The organism is Siminovitchia sp. FSL W7-1587 (assembly GCF_037963795.1).
In the GTDB taxonomy this organism is placed as follows: Bacteria; Bacillota; Bacilli; order Bacillales; family Bacillaceae_C; genus Siminovitchia; species Siminovitchia thermophila.
This window is the reverse complement of sequence record NZ_CP150169.1, coordinates 4,248,387-4,270,224: the sequence shown is the minus strand read 5'-3', so window position 1 is coordinate 4,270,224 and position 21,838 is coordinate 4,248,387. Positions and strand designations below refer to the sequence as shown.

23 protein-coding genes are annotated in these 21,838 nt (G+C 42.7%); 1 reads left to right on the top strand and 22 read right to left on the bottom strand.

From position 1 onward, the window contains the following. Positions 1–34: 34 nt before the first annotated feature. The 20 genes from NST31_RS20025 to rpsU form a co-directional block, all read right to left on the bottom strand. Positions 35–472, bottom strand: a complete 438-nt coding sequence (locus tag NST31_RS20025; RefSeq protein WP_253191862.1) for a DUF188 domain-containing protein — start codon at positions 470–472, stop codon at positions 35–37. Positions 473–719: 247 nt separating this feature from the next. Further along, a complete protein-coding gene (locus tag NST31_RS20020) occupies positions 720–1,526 on the bottom strand; it encodes a pyruvate, water dikinase regulatory protein (RefSeq protein WP_077110727.1) in 807 nt (268 codons plus the stop codon). Positions 1,527–1,543: 17 nt separating this feature from the next. After that, positions 1,544–2,191 (bottom strand): helix-turn-helix transcriptional regulator, encoded by a 648-nt coding sequence (locus tag NST31_RS20015; RefSeq protein ID WP_077110677.1) that lies wholly within the window; start codon positions 2,189–2,191, stop codon positions 1,544–1,546. Between the two features lie 109 nt (positions 2,192–2,300). Further along, positions 2,301–4,367, bottom strand: a complete 2,067-nt coding sequence (gene glyS / locus NST31_RS20010) for a glycine--tRNA ligase subunit beta (RefSeq protein WP_077110675.1) — start codon at positions 4,365–4,367, stop codon at positions 2,301–2,303. After that, positions 4,360–5,253, bottom strand: coding sequence for a glycine--tRNA ligase subunit alpha (gene glyQ, locus NST31_RS20005; RefSeq protein ID WP_077110673.1), 894 nt, complete (start codon positions 5,251–5,253; stop codon positions 4,360–4,362). The genes glyS and glyQ overlap by 8 nt, the downstream gene beginning before the upstream one ends. Positions 5,254–5,626: 373 nt before the next feature. Further along, positions 5,627–6,379, bottom strand: a complete 753-nt coding sequence (gene recO / locus NST31_RS20000; protein WP_077110671.1) for a DNA repair protein RecO — start codon at positions 6,377–6,379, stop codon at positions 5,627–5,629. Between the two features lie 118 nt (positions 6,380–6,497). Beyond that, the gene (locus tag NST31_RS19995; RefSeq protein ID WP_077110669.1) at positions 6,498–6,638 is read right to left on the bottom strand and encodes a YqzL family protein; all 141 of its coding nucleotides are present in this window, start codon (positions 6,636–6,638) and stop codon (positions 6,498–6,500) included. Between the two features lie 105 nt (positions 6,639–6,743). Further along, positions 6,744–7,667, bottom strand: coding sequence for a GTPase Era (era, locus tag NST31_RS19990; protein WP_339162859.1), 924 nt, complete (start codon positions 7,665–7,667; stop codon positions 6,744–6,746). After that, positions 7,648–8,058 (bottom strand): cytidine deaminase, encoded by a 411-nt coding sequence (locus tag NST31_RS19985; protein ID WP_077110667.1) that lies wholly within the window; start codon positions 8,056–8,058, stop codon positions 7,648–7,650. Before NST31_RS19985 ends, era begins: the two co-directional genes overlap by 20 nt. Positions 8,059–8,655: 597 nt before the next feature. Beyond that, positions 8,656–9,036: a diacylglycerol kinase family protein gene (locus NST31_RS19980; protein WP_339162857.1), complete on the bottom strand. Its 381-nt coding sequence runs from the start codon at positions 9,034–9,036 to the stop codon at positions 8,656–8,658. After that, complete coding sequence (gene ybeY, locus NST31_RS19975) at positions 9,020–9,496, bottom strand: rRNA maturation RNase YbeY (protein WP_339162854.1); 477 nt, start codon at positions 9,494–9,496, stop codon at positions 9,020–9,022. The genes NST31_RS19980 and ybeY overlap by 17 nt, the downstream gene beginning before the upstream one ends. Then, positions 9,480–11,648, bottom strand: a complete 2,169-nt coding sequence (locus tag NST31_RS19970) for an HD family phosphohydrolase (RefSeq protein WP_077110662.1) — start codon at positions 11,646–11,648, stop codon at positions 9,480–9,482. Before NST31_RS19970 ends, ybeY begins: the two co-directional genes overlap by 17 nt. Positions 11,649–11,763: 115 nt before the next feature. Further along, positions 11,764–12,738, bottom strand: coding sequence for a PhoH family protein (locus NST31_RS19965; RefSeq protein WP_339162852.1), 975 nt, complete (start codon positions 12,736–12,738; stop codon positions 11,764–11,766). A 3-nt stretch (positions 12,739–12,741) separates the two neighbouring features. Continuing rightward, on the bottom strand, positions 12,742–13,929 hold the full coding sequence (gene yqfD, locus NST31_RS19960) for a sporulation protein YqfD (protein WP_339162850.1): 1,188 nt from the start codon (positions 13,927–13,929) through the stop codon (positions 12,742–12,744). A 16-nt stretch (positions 13,930–13,945) separates the two neighbouring features. After that, positions 13,946–14,230, bottom strand: a complete 285-nt coding sequence (gene yqfC / locus NST31_RS19955) for a sporulation protein YqfC (protein ID WP_077110656.1) — start codon at positions 14,228–14,230, stop codon at positions 13,946–13,948. Between the two features lie 111 nt (positions 14,231–14,341). Beyond that, positions 14,342–14,860 (bottom strand): hypothetical protein, encoded by a 519-nt coding sequence (locus NST31_RS19950; protein ID WP_339162846.1) that lies wholly within the window; start codon positions 14,858–14,860, stop codon positions 14,342–14,344. Between the two features lie 33 nt (positions 14,861–14,893). Beyond that, a complete protein-coding gene (floA, locus tag NST31_RS19945; protein WP_077110652.1) occupies positions 14,894–15,886 on the bottom strand; it encodes a flotillin-like protein FloA in 993 nt (330 codons plus the stop codon). A gap of 29 nt (positions 15,887–15,915) precedes the next feature. Continuing rightward, on the bottom strand, positions 15,916–17,220 hold the full coding sequence (locus NST31_RS19940) for a nodulation protein NfeD (RefSeq protein ID WP_339162844.1): 1,305 nt from the start codon (positions 17,218–17,220) through the stop codon (positions 15,916–15,918). A gap of 847 nt (positions 17,221–18,067) precedes the next feature. Next, entirely contained in the window at positions 18,068–18,520 is a 453-nt protein-coding gene (locus NST31_RS19935; RefSeq protein WP_339162842.1) for a GatB/YqeY domain-containing protein, read from the bottom strand. A 12-nt stretch (positions 18,521–18,532) separates the two neighbouring features. Further along, the gene (gene rpsU / locus NST31_RS19930; protein WP_057983047.1) at positions 18,533–18,706 is read right to left on the bottom strand and encodes a 30S ribosomal protein S21; all 174 of its coding nucleotides are present in this window, start codon (positions 18,704–18,706) and stop codon (positions 18,533–18,535) included. 181 nt (positions 18,707–18,887) lie between these two features. Between rpsU and NST31_RS19925 the strand changes: the two genes are divergently transcribed. Next, a complete protein-coding gene (locus NST31_RS19925) occupies positions 18,888–19,808 on the top strand; it encodes a Na/Pi symporter (RefSeq protein WP_339162836.1) in 921 nt (306 codons plus the stop codon). 2 nt (positions 19,809–19,810) lie between these two features. Here the strand turns inward: NST31_RS19925 and deoC are convergent, their stop codons facing one another. Beyond that, positions 19,811–20,482, bottom strand: a complete 672-nt coding sequence (deoC, locus tag NST31_RS19920) for a deoxyribose-phosphate aldolase (RefSeq protein ID WP_339162833.1) — start codon at positions 20,480–20,482, stop codon at positions 19,811–19,813. Between the two features lie 179 nt (positions 20,483–20,661). Next, a complete protein-coding gene (locus NST31_RS19915; protein ID WP_339162830.1) occupies positions 20,662–21,837 on the bottom strand; it encodes a Ger(x)C family spore germination protein in 1,176 nt (391 codons plus the stop codon). Position 21,838 lies beyond the last annotated feature (1 nt).

Below are 21,838 nucleotides of genomic sequence, written 5' to 3'. Positions count from 1 at the left end.
TTTATTTTTAACAACCATCGGCCACAATTCAACCTTATTCATCATAATTCGACAAAATCTCACGAAAGGAGCTTAAAAAGTGATGTCGATCTGCATTCCCAAAGGCTTTTGGCCCTTTTCCGAAATTTCCCCGTTCACGCTCCTTCCGGGCCCAGTATCGAAATTGAAGGGCGGTATCCATTTGATCCTCGCGGTATATCTTGCCGTTTGCAGAAAGGACAAGTACCCCTTTTTGGAGAGCCAGGCTTGCCAACCCGATATCCTTGAGGATATCCTTTGTTTTAATATTGTTCAGAATATACATATCACTTGCCTCTGCAACAGGATCTGCAAAAGTCCATTGTTCATTCTCCGCGATAATGCCAGGTTTATGGTTATACGAAGCAACGAATAACACTTTTTCGTTCTTTTCCGCAGCAATGGAAGAAATCTCTTTTTTAACAGGGCAGGCATCGGCATCGACAAAAATCACTCTTTTTTTATCCGCATAACTATTTATTCTGCATCCCTCCGCAGATTCCTTCTTATTTTTTTATTTTCCATGAATGATTATGACTTGAATTTGATTCACAATAAATAGTCTATTCTTTCATTCCTGGATCTAAACCTTTTTTATTTGATTAAACACAATTTTTTATTATAGCGTAATATTGCTGCTTTGACCAGATAAAAGCCTTGGGAATCTCCCAAAAAAAATGAGCACTCGAGTTGCGCTCATTTCATTTTTTATTCTGTATATAATTTATAATGATATTGGCCGTTTCTTCAACGGCTTTATTTGTTACATCAATAATGTGACAGCCGATTTTGCCGGAGATCAGTTCAAAATACTCGATTTCTCTGCGGATTCTTTCTATGTTGGCATAAATCGCATTATCATCCAAGCCTAGTGTGATCAGTCTTTCCCTTCTAATTTCATAAAGCTTTTCAGCGCTGATTTTTAAGCCGATGCACTTGCTGGAATCGATCTTGAACAATTCTTCAGGCGGGTCCACCTCCGGCACAACAGGCACGTTCGCCACTTTGAATCTCTTATGAGCAAGGTATTGGGATAGAGGCGTTTTGGAAGTGCGTGAAACGCCTACCAGCACGATGTCCGCCTTGAGCAGACCTCTTGGATCGCGGCCGTCATCATATTTCACCGCAAATTCAATTGCCTCAATTCTTTTAAAATAGTCTGCGTCCAACTTACGAACAAGCCCCGGCTCATATGAAGGCGTTTTGTCAAATATCGTTTCAAAAATATCGATGAGCGGACCAAGCACATCAACCGCATGAATTCCTGACTGTTCCGCCTTTTTATGCAAGTACTTTCTGATTTCCGGTTTCACCAGTGTATAAATAATGATGCTTCGGCTCATTTTTGCAAGTGATATGACTTCATCAATATTCTCTTTGACTTCCACATACGGAAACCGCTTAATGATGGCATTTGAGCCTGAAAACTGGCTGATAGCCGCCTTTGTGACAAGCTCCGCCGTTTCACCCACTGAATCCGATACTACATAAATAATTGGTTCCGTCATCCTGTCACCTTCTTTCGTCATGTAAGCTTTTCCCCCTGATCGCCAAGCGCTACAAATGCTTTTGTAATATTTGTTTTTGTCAGCCTCCCGATTACTTCATAACCTGAATCTGTTTCTTTTACTACGGGAACAGCGTCTATTTGAACATCGATTAATTTTTTTGCGACGTCAATAAGTAAATCTTCTTTTTTGCACATCGTAATATTTGGCATCCGTGTCATGATAATGTTCACTGGCAAAGTGGATAACTCTTGCTTTCCAAGACTCGCTCTTAACAGGTCTTTCCGTGAGAGAACTCCGGCTAAATGGTGGTTATCATCTGTAACAAATAATGTGCCGACATCTTCCAAGAAAATAGTAACGATGGCATCATAAACTGAAACGTTTTCATGTACGACGACAGGCATGGACTGGTAATCCTTGACAACAAGCTTTTTCAATTTGTCCGCCAGGAGCTGGATTCCCGTTTTTCCCGTATAAAAATAACCGACGCGCGGCCGTGCGTCCAAATATCCTGCCATTGTCAAAATAGCTAAATCGGGCCTTAATGTTGCCCGAGTTAAATTCAGCTTATCCGCTATATGTTCTCCTGTAATCGGACCGTTTTCCTTGACGATTTCCAATATGCGTTCCTGCCTTTTGCTCAGTTCGATTTTGCTCACCACCCATGGACATGAAATATGACATACTGATTATTATTTAGTATATACTATATCGTGTTTAAAGAAAATCACTTCTATAAAGGAAAAAGGGGTTTAGTGACCCCTTTTCCATTTATTTCACATGAATTTCATTTATTTGGGCAAACGAGCCAATCAAGTCAGCGAGTTTTTTCATTTGCGACAGCCGATTATTTCTGATGGCAGAGTCTTCCGCCATAACCATCGTATGATCAAAATATGCGGTGATTGCGGGTTGCAATTGCTTTAAAGCCGAAAATCGCGCCCTTGCATCCGGTCGGGATTGGAATATTTCCCGCAATTCTTCATATTTGTCATATAGAATTTGTTCTTCCCCATTCTTAAATAAGGAAGGGTCTATCTCGCCAGCCGGTTCTGCTTTACGAGCAATATTTAATACGCGGGCCAATGATTCAATCGTTTCTTTAAAATCAGGTTTATCTTTTTGTTCATTCAACGTTTTGGCCCTGTCTACAATATCTGGCGCTCCGTTCATCTCTCCACCGAGTACCGCGTCGATGATATCATGACGGATACCGCGCTCCTGCAACATAAACTTCATGCGCAATTGGAAAAACTCCAACAGATTTTTAAGCAACCCTTCGCTCTGGCCAATGGCATCTTCTTGTATAATGGCGATGGTTTGTTTCAGCAGGTTTGTTATAGAGAGATTCCAGTTTTTATCAAGTAAAATATGGATGATCCCGGCAGCGCTTCTGCGTAAAGCGTACGGGTCTTGCGAGCCAGTCGGTATTAAACCAATTGCAAATGAAGCGACGATCGTATCCAGTTTATCAGCAAGGCCGACAACACCGCCGATTGTCAATTCGGGAATGCGATCATGGGCATGGCGCGGCATATAATGTTCCCGGATGGCCTGTGCCACTTGAACGGATTCACCTTTTTGCAGAGCGTATTTTTCCCCCATAATACCTTGAAGTTCCGGAAATTCATCGACCATATTTGTGATAAGATCAAACTTGCATATGGAAGCAGCCCGGTCCGCCAGTTCCTGTTCCTCTTTTGAGAGATGAAGATCTTGGCAAATTTCCTTCGTGATCTTCCGGATTCGTTTGACCTTCCCGGCTAATGTGCCGATTTTTTCATGGTAAATAATGTTCTCAAGTTTGTTAAGAGCAACGTCAATATCCAATTTTTTATCTTCTTCAAAGAAAAATTCGGCATCGGCGAGTCTTGCGCGCAACACTTTTTCGTTCCCTTTCATGACTGTTTCGATATAGCGGGAATCACCGTTACGAACGGAAACGAAATACGGGAGCAATTGACCAGATCGATCCCTTACCGGAAAATACCGCTGATGCGATTTCATGGAAGTGATGAGCACCTCTTCAGGGAGGCTTAAAAAACTCTCTTCAAAACTGCCGAAAAAGACAGTCGGATATTCCACAAGATTGGTGACCTCTTCAAGAAGATCTTCATCTGTTGGAACAACCCAGTTTCGTTCAACTTCCAATTGTTTTATTTGTTCGAGAATCATTTGCTTTCTTTTTTCGTCATCTGCGATCACATACTGATCCAGCAAACTTTTTTCATAATCAGCCGGTGTCGAAATAGTTGCCTGGCTTCCAAGAAAACGGTGACCCCTTGTCACCACATCGGTCTGTACTCCGGCTACGGAAAAAGAAACAGCTTCTTTTCCGAACATGGCTACAAGCCAGCGGATCGGCCTGACATATTTAATGGAATGATTCGCCCAGCGCATGTTGTTTGGAAAGTGCAGACCCGTAACGATATGTTCAAGCTCGGGAAGCAGATCTATCGTTTTCTTTCCCTGAATAAATCGCTTCACGTGGGCATATTCCGTTCCTTTTATTTCTTTAAAATAAATGTCGTCCGTCGTCATCCCGTTGGAACGGCTAAAGCCGATGGCAGCTTTGGACCAGTTCCCATCTTTATCCAAGGCAATTTTTTTGGCGGGCCCCTTCATCTCTTCTTCACTGTCATCTTGCTTTTCCGCTGCTTCCCGGATGATCACTGCCAGCCTGCGAGGTGTGGAGAAGGATTGCGCTCCGCCGTGGCTAATATGATGTTCATCAAGCCAGTTGATCACTTTTTCTTCTAGTTGGCGGATTGCTTCTCGAATAAACCTTGCGGGCATTTCTTCCATTCCGATCTCAAGTAGTATATCTCTCTTACTCATGCCCACATTCCTCCTTCACAGTTTGTAAAATCGGGAAGCCAAGTTTTTCTCTTTCTTCATAAAAAGTTTTTGCAACATGGCGTGCCATGTTCCTCATTTTTGCTATATACGCCGTTCTTTCTGTAACAGAAATAGCTCCTTTGGCATCAAGCAAGTTAAAGACATGAGAGCATTTTAAAATATAATCGTATGCCGGGTGAACGAGACCGGCTTCCATTTGCCGCTTCGCTTCTTTCTCATACATATTAAAAAGCGTAAACAGCATTTCTTGATCCGAAGTTTCAAACGTATATTTGGAATGTTCATATTCCGGCTGATAAAAGATGTCGCGAACTGTAAATCCTTCCGTCCATTCCAATTCAAACACGTTGTCTTTTTCTTGAATATAGGACGCGAGCCTTTCGATGCCATAAGTTAATTCCACTGAGACCGGCTTGCATTCCAAACCGCCGACTTGTTGAAAATACGTAAATTGGGTAATTTCCATCCCATCCAGCCACACTTCCCAGCCAAGCCCAGCGCAGCCCAAAGAAGGATTTTCCCAATTGTCTTCCACAAATCGGATATCATGCTCCAACGGATTAATCCCCAGCTTTTTAAGAGAGTCCAAATACATTTCTTGTATGTTTTCAGGTGATGGCTTCATGATCACTTGAAACTGATGGTGCTGGTACAGCCGATTTGGATTTTCCCCGTAACGGCCATCAGCCGGGCGCCTTGATGGCTCTACATATGCCACATTCCACGGCTCGGGGCCGATGGAGCGCAAAAAGGTGTATGGGCTCATCGTTCCCGCGCCCTTTTCAACATCATAAGCCTGCATTAAAATACAGCCGTAATCTGACCAATGCTCTTGCAGTGTTACAATCATTTCTTGTATATTCACGAATATCATCCTTTCCATAAAGAACTATTGGCAGCGTCAACCTTTAGGTCAAGTGGAGACCCTCAGCGGATTGAACGGATTCAAGACAAATAACTTCCATGGCGTCGTTTCCAGCGTAAAATAAAAACGCCCGTCCCATGCTTACAATCTAAGCATAGGGACGAGCGTTCGCCCGCGGTTCCACCCTATTTGCCGAAAAGCCGGCCACTTTCGTTCGTTCCTGCTCGGGACTGCCTTCTTCAACGTTCCATTCCCGGCTCCCACCATCCCGGGTTCGCTTTTATGGAATTGGGTTGAATACTACTTTCCTTCTTCGCAGTTCATGTTTTACTAATCATAAAATAAATCAAAACAAGTTCGTTGTCAACTATCATTACAGCTTACCACGCAATGAATCAAGCTGGTCCAGGAATTTTTTCGATTTTAAATAAAGACCGGAATACTCCTCATAATATAGATCAATGGCCATTTTAAGCTCTTTTTTAGTTTCGGGTTTGACTGAAATAGATCCCAGACGATTTAAATCAAAATAATAAAAGAGCCTGAGAAGCTTGATGGATTGCTGTGATAATGGCAGACGGTGCGGATCATGCTCCATACAGCGGTGGCAAATCAATCCGTTTTCCTTTATGGAAAATGAGAATGTGCCTTCCGTAGATCCGCATACGGCACATTTCTCCATCTCCGGATACAAGCCGAGAACAGACAGCATCTTCATTTCAAATATGCATGTCAAAATGTCGGGATCCAAGCCTTCATCAATATATTGCAACGTCTGGAGAAGAAGTTCAAACAAATATGGGTTGGGCTGTTTGTCTTGTGTGCTTTTATCCACCATTTCTACTATATAGGTGGTATAAGCCGTTTTGAATAAGTCTTCTTTTATCCCTCTAAAAGTGGTAATAATTTCTCCTTGCTGCAAAGTACCTAATCCCCGGCCAGCCTGCAGTAAAAAATGACCATATGTAAAGATCTGGGAAATCGCCGAGAGGCGACTATTTGGCTTTTTGGCACCTCTCGCCATCCCGGAAATTTTCCCCGCTTCCCTGCTGTAAATAGCGACAACCTTATGAGATTCTCCATAATCTGTGGATCTAATCACAATTCCTTCTATTTTTTGCAGCATGCTTTTAACCCCTTTACAGGTATCATACTGCACAGCGGGTCTAAAGAAAAGAAGAAGGAAACGAAATCAAGGCGCTTTGTACTCAAAAACATTATTTAATGCTGATGTAATGGCTCATTTAAGATACAGGATAATCCACCTCGTCTGGTTCATCCATCGGCAGAGCATTCATATGTTCCTCTTTCTCAAGTTCCTTTAGAAGCAGGTATGTGTCAATGCTTCCCGTCTTCTTAAAAACTTTCCAAGTAAACTCATACATTTGAATCCCGCCTTTCTTAAGTGGTTATATGAATATGTTTGTCCAGGCAGACCAGGAAGATTCCACGTAAATTTTGTTAAATAACAAACGACCTTTACAATCATGTTAATAATTGTCGTCTGTAAATCCAAAATCTTTCAAGTGTGAAGCTTTATTTCTCCAGTCTTTTTGGACCTTAACCCATAATTCCAAAAATACTTTTGAACCAAGCAGGTTTTCAATATCCATCCGTGCACGCTGTCCAATCTCTTTCAGCATCTTTCCTTGTTTTCCAATAACGATTCCCTTTTGTGAATTGCGTTCCACAATGATCGTAGCCATAATATGAATGATGTCTTTATTTTTCTCCGTTTTCATCTGATCAAGAACAACAGCAATGGAGTGTGGAACTTCTTCCCTCGTTAAATGCAGCACTTTTTCCCGAATCAGCTCAGATACAATAAACCTTTCCGGGTGATCCGTCACTTGATCAGCAGGGTAATATTGCGGCCCTTCCGGCAAATAATCGTTTATGAGCTGGAGCAACTTCTCCACATTGTTTCCTTCCAATGCTGAAATCGGAATAATTTCTTGAAATGGAAGCATATCTTTATATTGTTCGATGATTGTCAGCAGTTGATCAGGATGTATTTGATCGATTTTATTGATGACGAGAAAAATGGGTGTCCGAACATTTTTCAATTGTTCAATGATATATTCGTCCCCTCGTCCATATCCTTCTTCTGCATTAATCATAAACAAAATGAGATCCACTTCATTAAATGTATTCATGGCCACTTTGATCATAAAGTCGCCCAATTTATGTTTCGGCTTATGAATACCGGGCGTATCGATAAAAATAACCTGGGTATGATCGGTTGTCAGCACACCCTGCACTTTGTTTCTTGTCGTTTGTGGTTTATCGCTCATGATGGCGATTTTTTGGCCAATCACTTTGTTTAAAAAAGTTGATTTTCCAACATTTGGTCTTCCAATAATCGAAACAAAACCAGATTTAAACGTTGTGTTTTCATTCATCATGTTGTTCATTCAAATCCTCTCGAGAAAATGCAAACGGCAGCAATTGTCCTACTGTACACTCATGGGTTTCCCGCTTGCTGTTTGCCATGATGACTTTCATCCCTTTATGGCAATGTTCCGTAATCACTTGCCGGCATGCGCCGCACGGGGCTATCGGGCGGTCCGTATTAGCCGTCACAGCAAGAGCGGAAAACTCATTCACCCCCTCTGAAAGCGCTTTAAATATTGCAACTCTCTCCGCACAGACCGTCACGCTATAAGCAGCATTTTCAATATTGCAGCCGTGATAGACGGTACCATCTTTCGTCAATAGTGCCGCACCCACGGTGAATTTGGAATAGGGTGCATACGCTTTTTTCTTTGCTCTTTCCGCCTCTTGAATCAATTGGTTAATATCCATCTAAATCTCCCTTACATCCTCATCCTTATTTTACTACATTTTCATAAAAAAAGTTATCTTTTACCACAAATGCTTTTAGATAATTTCATCAATTTCCGTTAAGGGAAAGTGTGTCATTATTTTATCGTATTGCAAACGATGTTTCAAATGAGACCGAAAATATAAAGAGGCTAAGATACAACTAAATCAGCTAATTAAAAACGAACAATACAGTGACACTTCATTCTAGTAGGCGTTTTCTTCCATCTCCTACTGAATGTTAGTTGAACCAATCGGGCATTTAGGTGCCGTTTTCTCACACTTAGGCCTTTTGTATCAACTCAAGATTTTGAAGTGGGAGGCTTACGGCACCTTACATGCCGGATAAATTGTCCTAGGTATATACGCAAGCTTTTAGCGTAGTCAAAATAGGGAGACTCCTGTAGGAATAGCTCGAGCTGAAGATCCCGCAGGAAAGCGACCTTTGCTTTCCGAGGAAGCTGAAGATCCCGCAGGAAAGCAAAATAGGTTGACGTAGCGATGATAGGAATATTGTTAACACAAATAGACCGAACAATTATAAATGAATTGTTCGGTTTTGCTTGTGTCCTAGCCTCTTCAATCGAATATTTTGGGTAAGAAAATGATGAGCCCGATCATTACAGTCAGAATCGCAAACATAAGCACCGCGCCCGCAGCCAGATCTTTTGCTTGTTTGGCAAGCTTCCTGTATTCGTCCGTAATCAAATCCACCGTCCGTTCAAGCGCCGAATTGATCATCTCCAAGACAAACATCCCAAATATACAAAATAGAACAAACATCCATTCGACTTTACTAATTTGAAAAATAAAGCCGCAGCCAGTTACTACAATGGCTGCCGCGGTGTGAAAACGGAAGTTTTTCTCATGCAAATAGACGTGTGCAATGCCCTGGAAAGCACATTTAAACGCTTTGGCAAGCCGGTGCAGTGAAAATACTCCCTTATCTTTCGAGGCCATAGCTCTTCAGTATTTCCTCTTGTTTTTGAAACATCTTTTGTTCCTCTTCAGGTGTCATGTGATCGTATCCGAGCAAATGTAAAAATCCATGGACAGCCAAAAATCCCAGCTCCCTTTCGAGCGAATGCCCATATTCGTGCGCCTGTTCACGGGCCTTGTCAATGGATATCACAATATCACCGAGCATCCTTGGAGTTCCGTGGGCATATGCGATCTCCATCTCTCCTTCCCCCAGCTCCTCCATTGGAAAGGACAGGACATCCGTAGGTTCATTTTTGCCGCGGTATGAATGGTTCAGCTCCCGTATTGCTTCGTTGGACACGAAGATGACGGACACTTCACCATCATCCTTTTCACTCATTTCCAAAGAAGCTGCATGCTTCAGCAGACGTTCTACCAACTCCAATTGGCTTGTTTGAACTTCATTTGTCTCTTCTATAAAATCAATTTCTAGCCCCATCTAACATCACCTTCTGATCTTTATTGCCAGGATACTCGATTCGCGAATGAAAAATACCGCTTAATGTTTTGCAAAACGTTTCTTTGATGATTTCAAGTTGCTTTAATGTTAAGTCGCACTCACTTAATTGCCCGTCAAGCAGTCGGTCTTGCGCAATCTGATGGACAAGCTTTTTAATTTCCTCTTGTGTCGGATTTTTCATGGATCGCACTGCAGCTTCCACGCTATCGGCAATACTGATCACCGCCGCCTCCATTGACCTTGGTTTTGGCCCAGGGTACCGAAAATCTGATTCTGAGACGTCTTCATTCAGCTTTTTTTCTTTATAATAGAAAAACTTTAACAAAGTCGTTCCATGATGCTGCCCCGCTATGTCGACAATTTCCCGCGGCATTTTATGTTTTTTTAACTCTGCCACTCCATCCGTTACATGAGCGATGATGATGTCTTTGCTTCTTGACGGGGGCAGCCTGTCGTGAGGGTTTTCCATATTCATTTGGTTTTCAATAAAGAAATGCGGCCTTCTTGTTTTGCCGACATCATGATAATAGGCGCCAACTCTGGCAAGCAATCCGTTTGCACCGATTGCTTCACACGCAGATTCCGCCAAGTTGGCAACCATGACACTATGATGATATGTGCCCGGAGCTTCCGTAAGAATTTTTTTCAGCAATGGATGATTCGGATTCGATAGCTCAATCAATTTAATCGTTGATAAAATGCCAAATCCCGCTTCCAAAAACGGCAGGACACCAATGGCTAAAACAGAGGAAAGAATTCCCGAAGCGACTCCGTATACAATATGGAAAAAGAATTCCATTTTGGCAAACTGGCCGCCGCCAATAAATTGGAGAAAAGAAATGATCAAAATGTTTATGGACGAAACGAGTACTCCTGCCCGTAAAACATTGAACCTCTCACTTTTATCCGACAAAAATAAATTAGCCGCGAGACCGCTGAATAAAAAGTAGATGGCGATCTCCATATCTATCGTTCCCGATATGTCATCCCGAAATACGATGCTGCCGCAGGCGGCCAAAATAACCGTCATAAACAATGCGAACCGCTCATTCACCAAAATCCTGATCAAAAGAGGTGCCATCGCCGCCGGAAAAATATACCCGATTTCGAAGCGGTCTACCTCTTCCATCAGACTGACGATTTTCATAATGAGAAGGGATGCAACAAAAATAATGCTGGTCAACAGCAAAAGGTTTTGCTTTTGAAGGTCAGCCAAGTTTAACTTCGCGAAGGAAACATAAAAGGCCCCGACAGAAAGAAAGACAAAAATCGCAAGGCCAACAAAAGGCAGAACAGTAGGCGTGCTTTTCAAAAGACCAAGCAGTTCCAAATGGCGGTATATCTCCCTGTCAATCAAATGGCCTTCTTGCACGATGATTTGGCCTTGTAATATTTTAAAAGGCTCCACTTCTTCCATCGCTTGCCGCTTTCTCTCTTCTGTCAGATCCTCATCATACAGTTCGTTGGGAACAATCGCATACTCACCCAGTTCTATAGCGGCCTGTTCAATCTCTTGCGACAGTCCCGCCGAGGAGATGCGCCCGGCCAGCGTCCCTTGTGCAGCCGTTACTTGTTCCTCCCGAATTTTATCACTCATAATCGCCTCAATGTGACTGACCAACAAATTTCGCGCCTTATCCAATTCGTCCTCTTTTGCATCGAGGAGACGAATGAGTGTTTGATCGGAAATCGTCTCAGTCACATTTTCCGTTTCATCGGTGGAAAGCTTTTCTTTCAACAAGGCGAGTTTGTCCGGCGCTTTCCCTTCTTGTTTCTGATTTTCTTTTTCCAAATCTTTTGTTTCCTGATTCACTTCTTTTACAAAATCGAAGATGGAATTTACGAGTAAAATTCGATTTTGGGCAATTTCTTGTTTATGAACATAGACTTTTTCAACTTCATCTGCCGCTTTTTGACGTTCTTCCTCTGTTTTCACTTCATCCTCTATCGTTTTTGGCGAGCGGATTGTCTTTTCAGCTACAGAGAACAACTCAACGTCATATGTTTCAGGCTTAACATTTGTATAGAGCACAGCGAACATCAGCATACTCAAGACGATGTAAATAAGTGCCGTGAAAAGCTTATAGCTAAGGATTGTCCGTACTTTGCCAATTAATTTTTGAAAATCCATAAAATCCTCCACAGACTTTTTTCATTTTATAGCAGATGCTCATATTCCAAATGATAGCAGTTTTAGACAATAAAAACACGAAATATTTTTGTGAAATAAAAAAACCCCGGAATGATCAACGTCCCGGGGGTGTCTCATTTTGAGCATAGGCAGTGATGATGCGGCCAACAAGCGGATGTCTGACAACATCGCTGTGATCAAGATGAATAAAAGTAATTCCCTTCACACCACGCAAGATGACTTCGGCCGCAATTAATCCGGATTTGGCCCCCTGAGGGAGATCCACTTGTGTAGAGTCGCCCGTAATGACCATTTTCGAACCAAAGCCAAGCCTGGTCAAAAACATTTTCATTTGAGCGTGGGTTGTGTTTTGGGCCTCATCCAAAATGACAAACGCATCATCAAGTGTCCGCCCGCGCATATAGGCGAGCGGGGCCACTTCGATCGTATCCCTTTCAACCAAACGCTGTGTATGTTCGGCACCCAGCACATCATGAAGGGCATCGTAGAGCGGGCGTAAATACGGATCCACTTTTTCTTTTAAATCTCCGGGCAAAAAACCGAGACTTTCTCCAGCCTCCACCGCAGGACGCGTTAATATAATTTTGTTGACCTTTCCGCTCCTTAATGCATTTACAGCCATGACAACAGCCAAATAAGTTTTCCCCGTCCCGGCGGGACCGATGCCAAATACGAGGTCATTTTTTTTGATGGCATCTATGTAATGCCGTTGTCCAAGGGTTTTTGCCCGAATGGATTTACTTTTGGCATTTCGGCCAATTTCTTCATGAAATAGTTCAGAAAAATAGTCAACCTTGCCTTGTTTAGACATTTTTGCGGCATAGGCAACATCCCGCGGGCCAATATGAGTGCCGCTGCGCGTCACATCCAAAAGCTGTCTGATTGTCTCTTGAGCTTGGGTGACGGCTTCTTCCTCACCGGAAATGTTGATCGTTTCCCCGCGTGTCACGATTTTTATTTGAAATTCATCTTCCAGTATTTTTAAATTGTTGTCTCCACTTCCAAAAAGAATAAAAACTTCATCATCATTATCAAGCTGAATTTTCTTCTGGAATAATTCCTCTGACATATACTAATCTCCTTGGGTAATCGGTTTTTCTTTTGCTATGTTTTCAATTACTTGGAAATACACTATTAGCTTAACTTTACCATTCTCCACAGCCTCATGCAAAACAATTTCCTTATCTATTCTTGCATCTTCAGGAAGTTGTTTCCGCAAATCATCTTTTGCCAAATCCTTACCTGCCTGAACCGCTTCTTCTTTTGTCAGTTCCCGCTTGAAGCTTTCGCTTTCTCGAATGGTTTCATCTACATACGCTATGGGAAGTTCCCACCCTAAAAACCTGATCGGGTGTTCAGTTTTTTCCGTTTCAAAGCTTTTAAATTCCTCTTTCCCGAAGCCCCAAACAGGAAAAGCGACCGAACCAATCTTGATACCGTGTATCCGCTTTTCCTTCCCGGTAAACACCTCAAAAGGGGTTGTCAGCGGGTATTCAACCTCGGACTGATACCATGTTTTGCCCCAAACCTCCCCTTTGGCCGGAACAAGCTGCTCTCCTTCTTCTCCGCCGATCATTCCGGATACAAGCATTTGGCCTTTTTTAACAAATTGATTGACCTTAACAATCGGCTTGCCTTTTTCAACAAACATTTCGGCGATTACCGCTTTCTTTTTGGCAACAAGATGCTGAGGACCCAGCGGCTTTGCCGTTTTCGGTTCATTTTTTTCAACAACTTGAAAATGGAAGGTTGTCCCTTTTAACTCCACGCCGATCCATGTAATATTATTCACACGCTCCGTCAATTGTTGTTGAAGCTTTTCAAGATCTTGATTGAAAAAATGAAATGTGCCGACTTTTATGCCAAGCTTGTTCAGTTCTTTGCGAATATTATGTTCCGTTTCCGGATTTGCCCCGTTGATTTGAATGCCCCATGTGATATTGGATAATACAGTCAAAATGACAAGGAACAGAAATACACCAATAAGAAAGCCGCTGTTTTTTAGCAGCCGCTTCCAAAGAAACGGTATTCCCTCTCCGCGAATAAAAGAAACGGTACAGTCAAAGTCGCGGACGATATGCCTGAAATTATGTAAATCAAGAAGTGAGATATAAAAAAACATCGCCCCTGTTTTCATTTTCCGCATAGACCATAATGACACTTTTTTGCGCGCGCAAATATTGATAAGGCGCTCCAAACCTGTTCCTTCTATTTTTACGAGCACCCTGCCTGTTACGAACGTAACCCACCGGTTCTTCATCTGGGCCCCTCCTTACTTACTGTTTCAGGTACAATACTTCTTCAATGCGCCCTTCCAACAAAATTTCTTCCGGAAGAATCGTTTTTATCACGAATGATTTTCCTTTAATCAATAGCTGGCCTTGTTTCAGCAGAAGACGGAGTTCACGATCGGAAAAAGCGAGAAGACCTTTGTGATTTTCGATATATATATGAATTTGTCCGATAATCGTCACACGCGGGAGATCCATCAATACATCAGGCGGAAGTTCCATTTTATTAGTCATCCATTTGCGGAGCCGATCTGTCATTTTTTTGGGCATAAAAAAGAACCCCCCTTCATCTCATATGTATGAAATGAAGGGAGGTTTCATCACTCGTTTCAACATTTAGGCGGAAAAACCTGCCTTTTCTCGCCATTGATTCACGTCCTGCTAACGGACTCGCCGTTTCAATGCTTTTGGAGGACCAAGTATCTCGTGCATGATCATCCCCCGGACAATATCTTTTTGATGTCCAAACAATGGTCTTTGTTCACTTGGTTTTGCTTTTTTAGGTATGAAGGTATCGGCATGATCAGCAGCCCGTTTTTGTACAGCGCGAATTTTCTCTTCGTAGGTCTCTGCTTGCTTTTTCAGCTTTTCCAATTCTCCTTCTGCCCGCGCTTTCTCCTCTTCAATAGCAGGATTGGTTTCGATCTGTGTCAATAATATATCGGCAGCTTCGCGAAGGCTGCGGGGCATATCGACTTGAAAAGGTTTGTTTTCTTCGTCCATTCTTTCGTTTGAATTGCTTCGTTCTTCAAGATCAGTGTTTGGACGGGCAGGCTTTTGTTGGACTGGACGGATTGGCTGATGTTGGTCAGCTTTTTGTCTTTGCGGCTGATTTTTCTTTTTACTGTTCAGCAAAAAGCTTATAATGGCTATGATAATGATTGGCAAAAATTGTTCCAAAGGAGTGCCCCCCTTTCAAAAGAGCTGCCCATCTTATTTCTGTTTGTCATCATCTGGTTTCGACATTTTTCCGATAGAATCACGCATATCCGTATCTGCGTCAATGTTGCGAAGAGACATGTAATCCATGACACCCAAATTTCCAGATTTCAGGGCTTCCGCCATAGCAAGTGGTACTTCCGCTTCCGCTTCGACCACCTTTGCCCTCATTTCCTCTACTCTGGCTTTCATCTCCTGCTCGCTTGCAACAGCCATGGCCCTTCTTTCTTCCGCTTTTGCCTGGGCAATTTTCTTGTCGGCTTCCGCCTGATCTGTTTGAAGCTGAGCTCCAATGTTTTTCCCAATATCAACATCCGCAATGTCAATCGAAAGAATTTCAAATGCGGTTCCGGCATCAAGTCCTTTTGCCAGTACGGTACGAGAGATCATATCAGGATTTTCCAGGACTTTCTTATGGTTATCACTGGAACCGATCGTAGAAACAACCCCTTCCCCAACACGGGCAATGACTGTTTCTTCACCGGCTCCCCCGACGAGTCGGTCGATATTGGCGCGCACTGTAATTCTTGCTTTTGCTTTCACTTCAATTCCGTCCATTGCCACACCAGCAATAAACGGTGTTTCAATTACTTTTGGATTTACACTCATTTGGACCGCTTCTAATACGTCGCGGCCTGCAAGGTCAATAGCTGCGGCACGCTCAAATGTAAGTTCAATGTTGGCGCGCTGCGCAGCAATCAGAGCATTGACAACCCTGTCTACATTACCACCTGCCAAGTAGTGGCTCTCCAATTGATTAGTCGCAACCGGAAGTCCCGCTTTATGAGCTTTGATCAGCGGATTGACAACTCTTCCGGGAATGACCCTTCTCAGCCTCATACCAATCAGTGTAAAAATCCCAATTTTGACCCCGGCTGCAAGGGCTGAAATCCAGAGCCCCACCGGTACAAATGTAAATAGTATGGCTAGTGCAATAATGCCTAAAACGATCATCACAAGTAAGAAAATTGTATCAGGACCTAACATCAATATATTGCCTCCTCTTTATTTATGTTTTACACGGGGCGCACGACAATGCGGGAGCCTTCCACTTTCACCACTTTAACACCGGTATTGTTTTCAATGAAATTTCCCTCTGCAACGACATCTATCCGTTCATCATCAATCAGGACGGTTCCAGATGGCCGAAGCGGCGTAATCGTGACACCTTTTTTACCAACTAACTCTAACCGGTTTACGTTTGACACGTATCCCTTTTCAGTGCTCGTTGAATCAGTTAAAATGAATCTTTTAAAAATGTTCATCCGCTTTCCAAACACCTTTACAAGTATAATCATGAAAAGAATAGCCATAATCAGAGCAGTAACAATTGAAACAGCCATATGAATCACATTTTCTCCCGCAAGCAGCATGCTTCCTATAACAGCAACAGTGCCAAGAATCCCTAAAATGCCGCCTGCAACAAAAAATTCCGCTGCAATAAAAATGAGTCCCAATATGAAAAGAAGCAAAGATTCATACCCTGCAAGGCCGGCAACATAATGGCCGTAAAAGAACAGGAGTAAAGAAGACAACCCCATGAAACCAGGAATTCCAAAACCTGGTGAATACAATTCCAGAACAAGTCCCAAACTGGCGATGGTTAATAATATCGGGACGACAATCGGATTCGTGATGATTCGTGCAAGCGATTCCGCGAAAGTGGTTTCAACCGTATGAACCTTTGCGTTCGACATGTTGGTTTTCGCCAAAAGTTCATCGATATCCTTGACGGTTCCTTCTGAATAGCCCACTTTCACAGCCTGATCCGCTTCCAGAGTCAACAACTTGCCTTTTTCTTTCAGCTCGGGTAAATCGACTTTTCCGCTTGCCATCGCCTTCGCAATTTTCGGGTCACGTCCGCTCTTCTTTGCCGCTCCTTCCATAGCCGCAAGCCACATACTTTCAGCCTTTTCCCCGGCGGTATTTCCCGACTGGTCAATAACGGCTGCCGCTCCCATTACAGCATTGGGCGTCATATAAATTTCTTCTGTATGAAGCGCAATATAAGATCCTGCGGAAATGGCCCACGAATTAACAAAGGTGACGGTTTTGATGTTTTTTATTTCTGCGATCCGGTTTCCGATATCCCGTGCGGCATCTACCGCTCCTCCTGGCGTATTCATATCAAAAACAATCATATCGGCATTATTTTCTTCCGCCTCACTGATCGCCCGATCCAAGAATGCATATAATCCTTTTTCCACATCGTTTTGAATCGGAATGACATACACATTGTTTTCTTTGGCAGATGCCCCTACCGGCAGCAACATGCAAAAACCGGCAACAAAAAGGAAAACAGCGGCAATGATCCTTTTCATGATATCACCCCCTTCCGAAAGCTCCTATTTGTATTACGGGAGGCCTTTTAAAAAAGTTTCATTCTTGCCATTATTATATCGAAAAAAATCCTTATTAAAACGCTATTCACAAAAAAGCGCAAGCGCTCGTTCAGCGTCTATAAACTGGTGCACATGACATAAAGGAAATTTCAAGTGCGGAGGATTTTCGACGCTGATCTGATGATTAGTGAAAACCAATGGCTTTTACTGGCAAATGGCAGCTCGAAAGCTTCCTATTGGCAAGCCTCAAGCAACTATATCCTTGAAGCTAGCGCTTTTTCTGCGTATGAGTGTGATGACGATGCTTTCAAAGCCCTTGTCTTGTCGCTTTGCTTACAGTCGTACATCGTGTACATTTTGCGACGCCTTTGTGATCAACACCTTTTGAAAAACATGATGTATCACTGCCGAAGTTTTACTTGTCCAGTCGCCCCAAGCTAATCCGGCTTTTACCGGAAGCAATGTCCCCCTAATAGCTGCGCTTCTTACAGGGGAAATTTACTGCCGGGAAAAGCGGAATAAAGCGAAACACGGCAACGAAAAATCCAAGCAATTTACTTCAAAGTATCATGTTGCTTCAATCTTCAAACAGCTTTACGACGAGCTGAACAAAACTCTTCGAATATATGCGCAGGAGCAAATTTTGTAGAGTATCCTCATGCTTTAATTTTCAAAATACAACTAACTACACAGTTTTTTCGAGGAGAGGAGACTGATATTTGCTGGGCAGTAAAACTTCAGTTGACATCGTGTGAATTTTCATACAAAAATCATCATTTCTTACCCCTGCATAGAAAAACCGGAAAGCGTGCGCTTCCCGGATTTGTCATGATTTTGAAAGGTGCTCTTGGACAAGCTTGCTTATTAGGGCGCCGTCCGCCTTTCCCTTTACTTTGGGCATGATGGCTCCCATGACTTTACCCATATCAGCTTTAGAAGAAGCACCTGTTTGTTGAATCGTTTCTCGAATTATATCGCTCAATTCATCATCAGTCAATTGTTCAGGCATATATACATTGACATAATTAATTTCATTTCGTAATTTTTCGGCAAGGTCTTCACGCCCCGCCTTTTCGAACTCTTGGAGGGAATCTTTGCGTTGTTTCAATTCGCGAGAAAGAACTGTCAATTCTTCGTCTTCAGACAATTGCCCTTTTCCAAGCTTGATCGCTTCATTTTGCAGCGCTGCTTTGAGCATTCGAATGACAGAAAGCTTTTCTTTTTCCTTGCTTTTCATCGCCTGTTTCATATCTTCATCCAAACGTGCCAGAAGATTCATGAATTCACCCTCTTAAAATTTGCGCTTTCTTGCGGCTTCAGACTTCTTCTTCCGCCGGACACTTGGTTTTTCATAAAACTCGCGCTTTCTGTATTCCTGAAGAGTTCCAGTTTTGGAAACTGTTCGCTTAAAGCGGCGAAGAGCATCTTCGAGCGATTCGTTTTTACGAACAACTGTTTTTGACATCTCTCTTTCCCTCCCTCCGAACATAGCAATTACATGTTCATGCATGGAAAAAACCATGTACTAAGTTATTATATTATAATGAGAAATTCAGGTCAATCCATTTACCGTACGAAACAGGCGGTAACAATTTTTTGTGCATGTCCGCAGAAACCATCCCATATGATTCATAAGGGGGGAGGACATGCTGTACATCTGTTTATTTTTATTACTTGCAGGATGCTTTTTACTGGGGATGACGTGGATGCGAATCGGGCTGTTTCATTTGTCCGGCAGTGCGATGGAACGTTGGCTCAGACAAGTAACAGCAACACCGCTTAGAAGCATGCTTGCCGGGATCGCCATGACTGTTGTCCTCCAGAGCAGCTCCGCGGTTACAGTTATTGCAGTGGGACTTGTCTCCGCACGAATACTATCCTTTCCGCAAACAATTGGAATTATTCTTGGGACAAATATCGGGACAACTGTGACATTGGAAATATTGTCCTTCAATGTTACAAGTTTGATCATCCCTTTTTTAGTGAGCGGCTGTTTATGCCAATTGTTTAAAAGTACTAAAAAAAGAAGTATCGGATTTATTTTATTGGGCATCGGCATTATTTTTGCTTCCATGGAAGGTTTCGGCTGGTTGTCTGGTCCCCTTTCCGACCTGAAAGCAGCGCAAGGGATTATCCGGAAAATTGAGTTAAGTGTCCCTTTTGCTTTAATCGGTGGAATGATATTAACAGCCATTATCCAATCCAGCACAGTTGTAACAGGTATTGCTATGAGTTTTCTTAGCACAAATACAATTTCCTTGGAAGCAGGTATTTTAATCATGATTGGTTCTAATATTGGCACCTGTTCCACAGCGCTGCTTGCCGGAATTGGAGCAGGCCGGGAAGCAAGACTCACAGCATATGCCCATTTATGGCTTAATGTGTTGGGAGGTTTGCTGTTCATTCCATTTATAGAAACATTAGCCGAGTGGAGCCGCTTTTTGAGCGATGATCCCATGACACAACTTGCACACGCCAGTGTCTTGTTTAATGTTGTTTGCTCTCTCGTTGTATTGCCGTTTTCCACTCAATTTGGCCAATTGATCATTAAAATACATCAGCGTTAGACTTAATAGCTGCTTTTTCCGATTGCCCCCTGAATAATTTGTACGCCTGAACTCGCGCCAAGTCTTGTAGCACCGGCCTCGATCATTTTTTTTGCATCTTCCAGGCTGCGGATTCCCCCTGAAGCTTTAATACCAAGTCCATCCCCGACCACTGTACGAATCAAAGCCACATCTTCCGCAGTCGCTCCTCCTGTCGAAAAACCTGTCGATGTTTTTACGAAATCTGCTCCTGCCCTTTTGACCATTTTACTGGCGATTTCTATTTCTTCTTTAGTCAGTAGACAGGTTTCGATAATGACTTTGACAAGCGCTTTGCTTTTTGCTGCAACGGTAACCGCTTGAATGTCGCGCTCAACGAGAGTGTGGTTCCCGCTTTTCAGGGCGCCGATATTCATTACCATGTCCACCTCGCTGGCCCCGTTTTCAATGGCATTTTTCGTTTCAAACGCTTTTGTTTCCGGTGTATTGGCCCCTATTGGAAAACCGATTACAGTGCACACCTTGATATCCGTATCTTGTAAAAGTGATCTGGCATAGGCTACCCATGTTGGGTGAATACATACGGAGGCGAACTGGTATGTTTTTGCCTCATCGCACAATATCTTGATTTGTTTTTTTGTTGCATCAGCTTTTAGCAATGTATGGTCAATGAATGGCGCAATGTTTAAAGCCACATAATCCCCCTCCTCTTTTTGTTCCTCCTGAGTTTACCATCATGGATGAAACAATAAAAGGCTTTTTATCTTTTGGGTCATGTCCAGGTAATATCAAATAGAGTACGCTCCATTGGCCCATGCATAGCGTTTGATCATCTTGTTATTTCAATCCACCTGCTCAAATAGACTGCAAAGAATTATTCAAGGAACCTGGACATGTGGTCCCGCCACAAGTCCATAATAGTGACTTCAACATCCACTTGGAGCGAATCTTGCTGTAAGTCCAATTTTCCTTTTTTGGAGAGTTTTTTCCAAGCTTTTACATCATTTCTGTATAATGTTTCAGAAAGGCGGTAAACATCAGCATCTGGATGGACTTTAAGGGCTTCTCGATAGGTTTGCAACACTTGTTGTTTGATCTTCTTGGCTGCTCTTCGTTCAATTGTCTGGATAGCTACTTTTTTGTCTATCTCGGCAATATGACCTTCTGCTTTTATTTTCATATGAAATTTCACATGGTCCGATTTCGGTTTCGGAGTAATTTTTACTTTCTTTTTTTGAACGACGATAGATCCTATCGCCTCACCATCCGTATCCAAAATAACCGGGGCCCGATCAAACTTCTCGATAGTCCAACGATATCCTTCAATATGCTTTCCTTCTACAGTGCCAAGGAACCTTTTTTTTCTATCATATAAAGTCAATCCGTTTAACGCTACAAAAGGACGTTTTTTTTCAGGTGTTTTCCAAGTCTCTCCTACAACGAATATGGAGGGAATTCTGGCCAAGTAATTAGGCTCTTTCAATTCAATTAATATTTTCCTTAAATTCACAAACGACACAAGGGTATTTTGCTTAGAAGCACTTTCCGGGGTAGCCAATAAGCTTAACGATTTTGACACATCCATCACTGGATCAGTAAGCAAAATTTCCTCCACCTTATCATTTGTACTGTAAAATTTAATTTGGTATCTGGCCTCCGGAAATCGGCTCCACATATCAATAACAGGTCCTAATCCATACTCACTTAAAAATCGTTCCGTTAAGACAATATGGGACAAATTCCCCCAAAAAATTTCATGCTGCGCAGAACGATATAGATTGAAAATAGCTTCATCAAGAATTTTGCCTGATGCTGTTGCCAACTCCGAAGTGCTCTGGCTACTGACATCTCCGCCGCCACCCTCAGTCTTTGCCAATGCCCCCAAGTTTAGGAGCTGCAAATGGACTTTGACTTTCCCATCTTCGTAATCTAAGCCAAGTCCATGTGCATAGGCGAGTTGTTCCGGCGAATTGGAATCACCGCACCCCGCGAGCGCCAAAAAGAAGATCATCATAGCAGAAAAAAAACACAGCTTGTATTTGGTTGCCACA

Coding starts and splice junctions, on each gene's coding strand:
- NST31_RS20020 (WP_077110727.1), bottom strand. CDS start 1,526: ATGACGGAACCAATTATTTATGTAGTATCGGATTCAGTGGGTGAAACG.
- glyS (WP_077110675.1), bottom strand. CDS start 4,367: ATGAGTAAGAGAGATATACTACTTGAGATCGGAATGGAAGAAATGCCC.
- recO (WP_077110671.1), bottom strand. CDS start 6,379: ATGCTGCAAAAAATAGAAGGAATTGTGATTAGATCCACAGATTATGGA.
- NST31_RS19995 (WP_077110669.1), bottom strand. CDS start 6,638: ATGTATGAGTTTACTTGGAAAGTTTTTAAGAAGACGGGAAGCATTGAC.
- era (WP_339162859.1), bottom strand. CDS start 7,667: ATGAACAACATGATGAATGAAAACACAACGTTTAAATCTGGTTTTGTT.
- NST31_RS19985 (WP_077110667.1), bottom strand. CDS start 8,058: ATGGATATTAACCAATTGATTCAAGAGGCGGAAAGAGCAAAGAAAAAA.
- NST31_RS19980 (WP_339162857.1), bottom strand. CDS start 9,036: ATGGCCTCGAAAGATAAGGGAGTATTTTCACTGCACCGGCTTGCCAAA.
- ybeY (WP_339162854.1), bottom strand. CDS start 9,496: ATGGGGCTAGAAATTGATTTTATAGAAGAGACAAATGAAGTTCAAACA.
- NST31_RS19970 (WP_077110662.1), bottom strand. CDS start 11,648: ATGGATTTTCAAAAATTAATTGGCAAAGTACGGACAATCCTTAGCTAT.
- NST31_RS19965 (WP_339162852.1), bottom strand. CDS start 12,738: ATGTCAGAGGAATTATTCCAGAAGAAAATTCAGCTTGATAATGATGAT.
- yqfD (WP_339162850.1), bottom strand. CDS start 13,929: ATGAAGAACCGGTGGGTTACGTTCGTAACAGGCAGGGTGCTCGTAAAA.
- yqfC (WP_077110656.1), bottom strand. CDS start 14,230: ATGCCCAAAAAAATGACAGATCGGCTCCGCAAATGGATGACTAATAAA.
- floA (WP_077110652.1), bottom strand. CDS start 15,886: ATGTTAGGTCCTGATACAATTTTCTTACTTGTGATGATCGTTTTAGGC.
- NST31_RS19940 (WP_339162844.1), bottom strand. CDS start 17,220: ATGAAAAGGATCATTGCCGCTGTTTTCCTTTTTGTTGCCGGTTTTTGC.
- NST31_RS19935 (WP_339162842.1), bottom strand. CDS start 18,520: ATGAATCTTCTGGCACGTTTGGATGAAGATATGAAACAGGCGATGAAA.
- rpsU (WP_057983047.1), bottom strand. CDS start 18,706: ATGTCAAAAACAGTTGTTCGTAAAAACGAATCGCTCGAAGATGCTCTT.
- NST31_RS19925 (WP_339162836.1), top strand. CDS start 18,888: ATGCTGTACATCTGTTTATTTTTATTACTTGCAGGATGCTTTTTACTG.